The sequence below is a fragment of the Planococcus beijingensis genome, from assembly GCF_016820615.1.
In the GTDB taxonomy this organism is placed as follows: Bacteria; Bacillota; Bacilli; order Bacillales_A; family Planococcaceae; genus Planococcus; species Planococcus notacanthi.
In genome coordinates, this window is sequence record NZ_JADHDZ010000007.1 from 124320 (window position 1) to 134689 (window position 10370).

Consider the following 10370-nt stretch of genomic DNA (forward strand, 5'->3'; position numbering starts at 1 on the left):
GTCCGGTTCTTTTGTTTTCTCTAATAAGTAGCAGCGGTTTGGCTTTGTTTTTTATTCTTCATATAGTTTAAGATGAAAATGCCGAGGACGATAACCAAACCGATGATATCGGTAATGGTTTCAGGAATAATCAGCATCAATGCGCCAGCTCCCAAAATGATGCGAAACACCACATTCAGTTTTGTCTGGAAATAGCCTTCCACTGCTGCGCTCAGCCCAATGATGCCGATAATGGCTGTGATTGTGATCAACACGATTTCCAGTATGGGCGGTAACACGAATTCAGTTGCGTTGACGGCGATACCTGTCGTCTCGATCATCAGCATTGCTGGGTTATAGACGAACAGATAAGGAATCAGGAAACCGGCAAGCGACAGCCTCAGCGCATTGAAACCAGTCCGCATCGGATCTCCCCCTGATATTCCGGCACCGGCAAATGCGGCGAGCGCAACCGGCGGTGTAATATTGGCGAAGATTCCGAAATAGAAGACGAACAGATGTGCAACCAGAACCGGAATGCCGAATTCAGCAAGCGCTGGCGCCGTCATGGTCGCCGTAATGATATAGGCAGGAATTGATGGCAAGCCCATCCCAAGAACGATAGAAGCCAGCATCGTCAAGAATAAGGTCCAGAACAGCGAGCCGGCACCAAATGCAGTGATTGCTGAAGTCATCACTGTACCAAAGCTCGTCAAACTGACGACGCCAATGATGATGCCGACAACCGCACAGGCAATCATGACAGACAAGGATTGGCGAGCGCCGTCCTCAAGTGCTTCCAGAATATCTTTAAAGCCCATACGTGTCGACTTTCTGAACCCCGCCACAATGACAGTCAAGACGATTGTATAGAATGCTGCATAGGCAATCGGCATGCCGGTGTAAAGCATAAAGACCAAGCCAACAATCGGCAGCAGCAAATGCCCTTTTTCTTTCAGTACTTCCTTGGTTCTTGGCAGATCGGCTTTCGGAATCCCTTTCAGGTTTTCTTTGCCGGCCCGGAAATGCACTTGCATGATGACTCCCAGAAAATAAAGCACAGCCGGCACCAGTGCGGCCAGAGCGATAGTACCATAAGCAATGCCTGTTGTTTCTGCCATGATGAATGCGCTTGCCCCCATGATTGGCGGCAATATCTGCCCACCGACCGAAGCGCTGGCTTCAACCGCTCCTGCGAAGTTTCTGTGGTAACCGATCTTTTTCATCAATGGAATGGTGAACGCACCGGTTCCGACAACGTTGGCGATCGCCGAACCGTTGATGCTGCCCATAAATCCGCTGGAAATGACCGCCACTTTGGCAGGACCGCCCTGCTTGCTGCCGGCTAAAGCCATGGCCAAGTCATTGAACAATTGGCCCATCCCTGATTTGGCGAGAAACGCACCGAACAGGATAAACAGGAAGATAAATTGCAAGGAAGCAGAAATGGCTGTCGAATAAAGCCCTTCCGTCTTCAAATACAGTTGCCCAAAAATATCGCCAAGGTCGAATGGCCGCGTCATCAGCATGTTCGGCATCCAGACAAAGTGGCTGATGAACGGATAAGCCAGGAACACCAATGCCAGAATCGGCAGGATGATGCCGGTTACGCGCCGCGCCGCTTCAAGGACCAGCACCACCGTCAGAATTGCAAACACGATATCCAATGTATTCGGGATTCCCCCGCGCGTGGTCATGATCTCGTTGTATTCATACATCAAATAGCCCGCAGTTCCCAGGCTGAAGATGAATAAAATCCAGTCATAGAACGGAATTTTCGTGCGATCCTGCTTTTTGAATGTCGGATAGACCAGGAAAATCAAGCCCATCCCAACAGCTACGTGGATCGACCGCGCCTGAAGGGCAGGCATCGGATTGAAGGTCACATAGAGATGATAAATCGAATAAGCGATGGCGATCGCTGCTATCAGAAAGACCAGCTTCCGATTTTTCAGTTTGCGGACTTTGGCATCTGTATCGTATTTCTCCAGCACTTCCTGGCTGAGGGTTTTGTCTTCTTCATGGGCAGAAACGCTTTCAACATCCAAATCCCGGTTGTCTTTTGTCATAGTTTATTCCCCCTCATATAATCCCACAGATCAATAAATTCAATCGTGATCGTCACCATCTCGTAATCTTCCGTATAGTCATATAGTGGAATTTCCTTGTTGGCGGTTTTTATCGTTGTTTGTGCATTTTGTGAGACCGTCAAATTCATTTCTTTGAAGAGCCGTCCGATTTCCATATGGACATAGCCATCTTTTGACGGGATGATTTTCCCGTCTGATGGGACACCTGCGCCGTACGTTTTAAACTTCGTTTCCGCCAGCAACAGGCTGTCGCCGTTCCGCTCATAAAACTCAAGCCACTGTTCTTTTTCCACTGAATGGATCCATTGCAAGGTAAAATCCGTTTCTTTCAAATAATAGCGTTCCCCGCCAAAGTTGAATTGCACGACAGGGATCCGCCACAACAGGAAAAAAAGGAGCACAATCACACATGCTCCTCCCGCCAATACTCTATTGTTCATCGTAGTAACGCTGTGCCCCTGGATGCAACGGTGCCACCAAGCCTTCCTGTGCAGCTTCCAATGTAATATCGGCGGCTGCCTGGTGAGAATTCTCGAGCGTGTCCAGATTCTCGAAGAAGGTTTTGGTCAATTCGTAGACATCGTCTTCGCTCATATCCGAGTGGACCACCAATGCGTTCATGATTGCTGCAGTCGGAACAGGTTCTTCATTTCCGTAAGTATCTGCTGGTATCTCAAGTGCAATAAAGTAGGACTGGTCTTCCGCTACACGCTCCACATCTTCAGGAGCGATGGAAACCATGCGGATGTCCAGTGTTTCAGAAAGCTCCAACAGCGATGCATTCGGCAGGCCGCTCGTCAGGAAGGCCGCGTCGATCTGTCCGGCACGCAAGCCGTCAGCCGCTTCTGCATAGCCCAGATAATCCACTTGAATATCATCGTAGGTGATGCCGTAGCCTTCAAGCAGCGTACGCGCATTCACTTCCACTCCGGAGTTCTGATCGCCTACCGCGATTCGCTTGCCGCGCAGGTCTTCGAAGGTTTCAATACCCGAATCCGCAGTAGTGACGATTTGCACGTAGTTAGGGTACAAAGCAGCGATTTGGCTGATTTTATCTGTCGGCTCTGTAAAGCCTTCGGTTCCTTCAACTGCTTGGCTGACCACATCGCTCATCGTGAAGGCCATTTCAATTTTGTCTTCTTTGATCAAATTGACGTTCTCCACGGAGGCCCCGGTTGTCTGGGTTCTGGAGTTGACGCCATACTGTGAGCTGTAGGTTTCAGCCAGCGTCGATCCGATGATGTTATAGGGTCCGGATGCTCCACCGGTAGCGATGGTGACAATGTTCGCTTCCAATCCAGCAGTTTCTCCACCGCCATTTTCCGGATTCGTAGTCGTATTGTCTTCTCCACAAGCCGCCAAAACCATGCTTCCGGCAACGATCAAAGAGAAAGCGCTTACCTTCATTTTCTTCATCTCTCTACCCCCTTGTTTTTTTTAATTATACCGATATTCTACATGGATTCATAGGAAGTATTCATTTTTTTCTGATTATACTAACTACTTAAAAGGCTACAACTACGGATGCTCTTTTCAAAACTTTAAAGAAAGGGTAGTATTAGTGGATAATTTTCATTGACAGTTTCTTCAAACAGGCATAGAGTAGGCTCATATTTCAGTTTTCTCGATGAAGGAAGGGTCTCGTATGCGTTCCTGGAAAAAGAAGCGGATAGCCGTTTCTCCCCCGGCGGTGATTTCCGGCAGCTTTTTGTTGTTGATCTTGGCAGGTACAATTTTGTTGAAGATGCCGTTCGCGACTACACGGCCAATTTCCTGGACCGATGCTTTTTTCACTGCTACTTCGGCCACGACAGTGACTGGACTCAGCGTCTTTGATCCAGGCACGGTACTTACAGGATTTGGGGAGCTGGTTCTTCTTGTGATGATTCAATGCGGAGGCATCGGATTGATGACATTCGCGGTTGCTATCCTCATTCTGTTCCGTAAGAAAATCGGGCTCCAAAACCGGATTTACGTCCAGGAATCGCTGTCGCAAAGTACTATTGGCGGCATCGTCAAGCTTGTCAAACTGATTCTCACTTTTGCTTTGTCTGTAGAAGCGGTTGCCATCATACTGCTAACCCTCTACTGGATACCGGAATTCGGCTTTACAGACGCACTCCATTACAGTGTCTTCCATGTCATTTCCGCGTTCAATAACGCCGGGTTCTCCTTGTTTCCTGATAACTTGATGAGTTTTGCCGGAGATCCGCTTGTGAACCTATTAATCTCTGCGTTATTTATCGTAGGGGGCATCGGGTTCACCGTTGTCATCGATGTCTATCAAAAAAAAGCATTTCGCCAATGGGCATTGCATACCAAACTGATGGTCAGCGGCACTTTAATTTTAAATGCGATTGGCATGATCGTCATTTTCGCTTTGGAATATGGCAACCCGGGCACTCTCGGGCATATGTCCTTGCCGGATAAGTTATGGGCTTCCTATTTCAGTGCAGTCACTCCGCGTACTGCAGGATTCAATACGCTGAACTACGGAAATTTTGAAGATCCAACTCTGCTGTTCACCATGCTGTTGATGTTCATCGGCGGCGGCAGCGCTTCGACGGCTTCTGGCATCAAGTTGACCACATTTGTCGTTGTCATCCTGGCAGCTGTTGCGTTTTTGCGTTCACAACGCGAACCTGAGATTTTCGGAAGATCCATCCGGCTGGAAGCGATATTGCGTTCACTTGCCATCACCACAATCAGTGTATTGCTGGTAATCTTCTTCCTGTTTTTGTTGGCTGTGACGGAGAAAATTCCGTTTCTGCCTTTGGCATTTGAAGTGGTTTCTGCTTTTGGAACGGTCGGCTTGTCGATGGGCATTACCGGTGATTTAAGTCCTCTTGGCGAAATCCTGTTGAGCCTGGTGATGTTCACCGGCCGTGTCGGGCCATTGACTTTGTTCTTTATCTTAATGAAACCGCGCAATGAACATTACCGATATCCTTACGATTCGGTATATACCGGTTGAATATAAAAAGTGCAGCATCCCAAAAATCTGGATGCTGCACTTTTTTTCGATTTCATTTTAATTAATTGTCTGCTACTTTGACCATGCCGTACGATGTGATAAGGTGCCACATATTTTGCGGAATATCCAAAGTGCCGACCATTTTTTGTGTGATGACCGGATGGATTTCCTGTTCTTTGCCTTGCTTCACTTTTTCGGTCCATTCCGGATCGATCAGTGCTTGGCGGCCAATCACAACAATATCCGCTCCTTCTTCCAATGCCGTCAATGCATCTTCAGGGGTTTTCACACTTCCGACTGCGACAAAAGCAACGCGGCCATTGATGTGGTTCGCGAGGATACGGACAATGCTGTCGCCTTGTTCAGCGCCTCTTGGTTTTTTCTTGAATTCCATCAATGATACGTGAAGATAGTGGATGCCGCCTTGAATCAATTCTTCCACCAAAACTTTAGTTTCTTCTATAGTATAGCCAACTGTCGTTTCATTGTTTTCTTCCGGAGACAATCGGTAACCGACGATAAACTGGTCATCTGCATATTCAGCGACAGTGTCTTTGACTTTTTTCAATACAGCCAGAGGGAACTTCATGCGGTTTTCCAAACTGCCTCCCCATTGATCCTGGCGCAGGTTTGTAGCAGTAGAAATGAATTGCTGAAGCAAGTAAGTATTGGCACCATGGATTTCCACGCCATCAAAGCCCGCTTCAATCGCTCTTCTAGTCGTTTCACCAAAATCAACGATGATCGCTTCAATTTCCGCTTCTGTCAATTCACGTGGTGCCGGCTTGCCTGATGCATTCGGCACTGAACTTGGCGCAACCGTTTCATTCGTCTTGATCAGCTCAGCCTGCCCTTGTCTTCCGCCATGCTGAATTTGCAGAATCGCTTTGCTGCCTTTTGATTTCATTTCTTTAGCCATTTGAGTTAAACGCGGAATTGCATTATCGTCAAAACCGATAAACTGGTTCGGAAACGCGATGCCGTTTTCTGAAACGGCGATGCACGCAGATATGTACAGGCTTCCCAGTCCAGCGCGGCGGTTATAATAGGTTAGTTCCTGATCCGAGACGGTGCCGTCTTCATTTCCGGAATAAGTCGTCATCGGGGCAACACCTAAGCGGTCGTCCAGTACGACGCCGTTCGGCAATGTAATTTCTTTAAATAATTCTGTATATAGTGGATTCATGAAACTTCCTCTTTTCTGCATATAGGTTTTCTTCCGAAAGGCTTCGGTATTTCAAAATAGCATACGGATTTTCAGGAATCAAGAATACACGCTCGGCCCCTTTTTCTGATACATTATTTTTGACCAGCCCCAGTTCGAGTGTTACGCTTTTCAACGAATTCGGATATTAGGAGGAATTTTCCATGACAGCACAAACTCATAAAGAAATTCATTTGGTGAATCGCCCTGAAGGCATGCCGACCAACGATGATTTTAAATTTGTCGAAAAAGACATTCCGGCACCGGGCGAAAACGAAGTCCTATTGAAAACACTTTACTTATCAGTAGACCCTTATATGCGCGGCCGGATGCGAGACGTAAAATCGTATATCGCACCATTCGAATTAAATAAAGTATTGGTCGGCGGCGTTCTTGCCGAAGTGGTCGAGTCCAATTCGGATTTATTTAAAAAAGGCGACATCGTCAACAGTAACCTTAGCTGGGCTGAATACAATGTAGCAGCTCCAGAGAAATTGCAAAAAGTAGATCCATCTCAAGCACCGATTACGGCACGCCTCAGCGTTCTTGGATTGACCGGCCTTACAGCTTACTTCGGCTTGCTGGACATCGGCAAACCACAGGCTGGCGAAACGGTTGTCGTTTCAGGCGCGGCCGGTGCAGTCGGTTCGATTGTCGGACAGATCGCCAAAATCAAAGGCGCACGTGCAGTGGGCATCGCGGGATCTGATGACAAAGTCGATTACTTGGTCAATGAGCTCGGCTTTGACGCAGCAGTCAACTACAAGAAAGACAGCTTCGAAGAAGACTTGATCAACGCGCTTCCGGATGGCGTCGATGTTTATTTCGACAATGTCGGCGGCGACGTATCTGACGCGGTCATCAATCAGCTGAACAGAAATGCCCGTGTTTCACTATGCGGTTCGATTTCGTCTTACAACTCATCAGGCGAAGACGTCGGTCCGCGTATGCAATGGAAATTCATCAAGACCAGCTCGATGATGAAAGGCTTCACGCTCGGTGATTACGCGAAAGACTTGCCGACAGGCGCCGCGGCACTTGCCGAATGGCTGCAGGAAGGCAAATTGAAATACGACGAAACGATTGTCGAAGGCTTTGAAAACACGCCGGAAGCTTTCTTCGGACTCTTCAAAGGCACAAACCTCGGCAAGCAATTGGTAAAAGTCGCTGACCCTGAGTTTGCAAAGCTATAAAACTGTGAGAAGCCGCCTTTTCGGGCGGTTTTTTTCCATTTAACTGGCGATACTATCCGTATCGGGTGAAATACTTTCCAAAACGGCGCAAATACTTTCCATTTCGAATGAAATACTTTCCAAACTCACATAAATACTTTCCGAACACAGAAAATCCGCGTCAGCTCACTCGCTGACACGGTTTTTCTGTTTATGCGGATACACATTTTCCAGGATAACTATTTTCCACTCCCCAACGAGCAGATTTCCTTATAATTCCTTGAGGAACCGGAAAACTGAACGCGGAAGAAAGAAAATCACATCCAAGATACTAGTGAAAAAGTCTATTACATCAAAAATCCACCAGCGATCTTTTTTCTCCTTGCTTCTCGTTTTGATTGCCATCCATCATCCCCGCCTCTTCTGCTTTTTAATGTATACGCAGAAGGAGCAGAAATGGTTTCATTTTCCATTGAGATTAAATGCACCTGCCAATAAACGCAGTGTGTCCATGCGGTTATCCGCTCCAGAAATGTTCGGAATGATGGTGATTTCGTCTGTCTCATAGCTCTCTGCAAGGGTTTCGATCTGAGCTTTCACCTGCTCCGGTGTACCGATCAGCATACGCTGCCGGTTGCGTGCCACTTTTTCCTGTTCATTGGCGCTGAAGCCGCGCTTTTTCGCCGTCTCAACGGCCGGGTAATAAGGAGGCGGTGAATCGGATTCAACAAACAACAGCCATAGATCAAAAGCCGTCGCCAACTCCTCGGCTTTTTCCATCGTTTCAGCAACGACTGCAAAAACGGCGATGATTACTCTCGGTTGCTGGAGAAAGCTCGATGGCTGGAATTTGGCACGGTATGTATCCACTGCCTCTACTCCTTGCTGCGATGGCTTGGCGAAATGGGCATATGCATAGCCCATTCCTTGTTCAGCCGCCAGACGGGCACTGCCCTGTCCGGTACCAAGCAGCCACAATTCAGGCGCCGTCTCAATAATCGGCATGGCCTTCAACGATTGAAAGCGGTGCTCGCTGTCAATGTCATCACTAAAGTACTTCTGCAGATCCGTCAATTGCTGATCATAAGGCAGCCGTTTCGTTTTGCTTTCATTCAAAGCTTCATTGACAATCCGGTAGCTGCGGGAGCGGCCGATGCCAAGATCGATGCGGCCCGGATGCAGTGCTTCAAGCATCCGGAAATTCTCTGCAACTTTATAAGCGCTGTAATGCGGCAGCATAACGCCTCCCGAACCGATTCGGATGGTCTCAGTGGACGTCGCCAAATGCATCATCAGCATTTCGGGCGTACTGCCGGCAACCGAATCCACCTGGTGATGCTCAGCCACCCAAAAGCGCTTATAGCCGAGATGTTCAGCCAACTGAGCGAGTTCAGTCGTCTGTTTCAGGGCAGCCGCTGCGGTCCCGCCTTCGTCAATCGGCGAATAATCGAGGATATTCAATGAAATCATCTGTCTATCTCCCTTCGCAAGTCCTTAAATCTTAGCATGCCCTTCTGAATCCTCTCCACTATCACGCCCTGCAGTAGAACGTGAATCCATTTTGTGACACACTTCATAAAATAGCTGTTTGTTTCGAACCGCTTCAGTTCCTCTTTTTCAGGCATTCGATTAAACTGTAGATAGAAAAACAAAGAAAACGTTTACACCATTTCCATTCCATCAATGACCTTTAAGCTGCCCTTGCCTGCGGTCAACCTATCCATCCATGTGAACTTACTCAATTATGAAAGGCAGGAGCTTCCTCATGAAAAAGATCTCATTTTTAGGCTTATTTATTTTATTGCTGCTGGTACTTTCCGGGTGTTCAGCCTTCAATTCCGGCAGTGCAGCCACCGGTCAATCGGCAGATACAAGCACTTCCAAATTTCCGGACAATCCAAACACAGACCTCGAATTCGACACAGACAAACTGCAGGATATTTGGCTGGCCGGCGGCTGCTTCTGGGGAGTCGAAGCTTATATGGCACGGGTTTACGGTGTCTATGACGTCACCTCGGGCTATGCAAACGGAAACACCGAAAATCCGAGCTATGAAGAAGTGATCCATGACAATACCGGACATGCCGAAACGGTCCACGTCCGATACGATCCCGAACGTGTGGACTTGGAGAAGTTGCTTGGCCATTACTTCATGATTATCGATCCGACGCTGCTGAACCAGCAAGGAAATGACCGTGGTGAGCAATACCGAACCGGCATTTATTATGAAAATGAAGCCGACCGTGCTGTCATCGACAAAGTAGTCGCTGCAGAGAAAGAACGCTATGACGACCCGATCGTCACTGAAGTCGAAGCGCTTGAGCATTATTATCTGGCAGAAGAATACCACCAGGATTACCTTGAAAAAAATCCGGATGGTTATTGCCACGTTGAGTTTGATACGTTGGAAGATCAGGAAATCGATGGAGATGCCCAGTCATTGATCGATCCGGCGCTTTATCCGAAACCAAGCGACGAAGAATTGAAAGCGAAGTTGACGGACATCCAATATGAAGTGACACAGGAAGACGCGACCGAACCTTCTTTCTCCAATGAATACGATGGTTTCTACGAACCAGGCATTTATGTGGACATCACTACCGGAGAGCCCTTGTTCTCATCTGCGGATAAATATGACTCCACAACCGGATGGCCGAGTTTCACTAAACCCATTGATCCAGCTGTCGTCACTGAGCACGAGGACGGCATGCTGTTCATGAAACGGACTGAAATCAGAAGCCGCGCCGGCGACAGCCACTTGGGGCACGTTTTCAATGACGGACCCAAAGACGAAGGTGGACTTCGCTATTGCATGAACAGCGCCGCCCTGCTGTTTATCCCAGAAGCGGAAATGGAAGCAGAGGGCTACGGATTTTTGCTGGATAAAGTTAATTGATCTATCTGCCCGAAAAGACATTCAGCATCCAGCTGAGTGTCTTTTTTTTAACAAA

Annotated in this window: 8 protein-coding genes; 3 read left to right on the plus strand and 5 right to left on the minus strand. The window is 47.8% G+C overall.

The window, feature by feature from the left end:
- Positions 1-20: 20 nt before the first annotated feature.
- From IRE19_RS15790 to IRE19_RS15800, 3 genes are read right to left on the minus strand one after another with little or no spacing between them, the layout of a single operon-like run.
- Positions 21-2048, minus strand: a complete 2028-nt coding sequence (locus IRE19_RS15790; protein WP_203341131.1) for a TRAP transporter permease — start codon at positions 2046-2048, stop codon at positions 21-23.
- Positions 2045-2476 (minus strand): DUF1850 domain-containing protein, encoded by a 432-nt coding sequence (locus tag IRE19_RS15795; protein WP_203341132.1) that lies wholly within the window; start codon positions 2474-2476, stop codon positions 2045-2047. The genes IRE19_RS15790 and IRE19_RS15795 overlap by 4 nt, the downstream gene beginning before the upstream one ends.
- Positions 2477-2498: 22 nt before the next feature.
- The gene (locus tag IRE19_RS15800) at positions 2499-3485 is read right to left on the minus strand and encodes a TAXI family TRAP transporter solute-binding subunit (RefSeq protein WP_203341133.1); all 987 of its coding nucleotides are present in this window, start codon (positions 3483-3485) and stop codon (positions 2499-2501) included.
- A 229-nt stretch (positions 3486-3714) separates the two neighbouring features.
- On the opposite strand from IRE19_RS15800, the gene IRE19_RS15805 reads away from it, so the two are divergent.
- Entirely contained in the window at positions 3715-5043 is a 1329-nt protein-coding gene (locus tag IRE19_RS15805) for a TrkH family potassium uptake protein (RefSeq protein WP_203341134.1), read from the plus strand.
- Positions 5044-5104: 61 nt separating this feature from the next.
- Here IRE19_RS15805 and IRE19_RS15810 read toward each other — a convergent pair whose 3' ends face one another.
- Positions 5105-6229: an NADH-dependent flavin oxidoreductase gene (locus IRE19_RS15810; RefSeq protein ID WP_203341135.1), complete on the minus strand. Its 1125-nt coding sequence runs from the start codon at positions 6227-6229 to the stop codon at positions 5105-5107.
- A 182-nt stretch (positions 6230-6411) separates the two neighbouring features.
- Between IRE19_RS15810 and IRE19_RS15815 the strand changes: the two genes are divergently transcribed.
- Positions 6412-7440 (plus strand): NADP-dependent oxidoreductase, encoded by a 1029-nt coding sequence (locus tag IRE19_RS15815; protein WP_203341136.1) that lies wholly within the window; start codon positions 6412-6414, stop codon positions 7438-7440.
- 441 nt (positions 7441-7881) lie between these two features.
- Here IRE19_RS15815 and IRE19_RS15820 read toward each other — a convergent pair whose 3' ends face one another.
- A complete protein-coding gene (locus IRE19_RS15820; protein ID WP_203341137.1) occupies positions 7882-8889 on the minus strand; it encodes an LLM class flavin-dependent oxidoreductase in 1008 nt (335 codons plus the stop codon).
- Between the two features lie 295 nt (positions 8890-9184).
- Here IRE19_RS15820 and msrB point away from each other — a divergent pair, with 295 nt between their 5' ends.
- The gene (gene msrB / locus IRE19_RS15825) at positions 9185-10315 is read left to right on the plus strand and encodes a peptide-methionine (R)-S-oxide reductase MsrB (protein ID WP_203341138.1); all 1131 of its coding nucleotides are present in this window, start codon (positions 9185-9187) and stop codon (positions 10313-10315) included.
- Positions 10316-10370 lie beyond the last annotated feature (55 nt).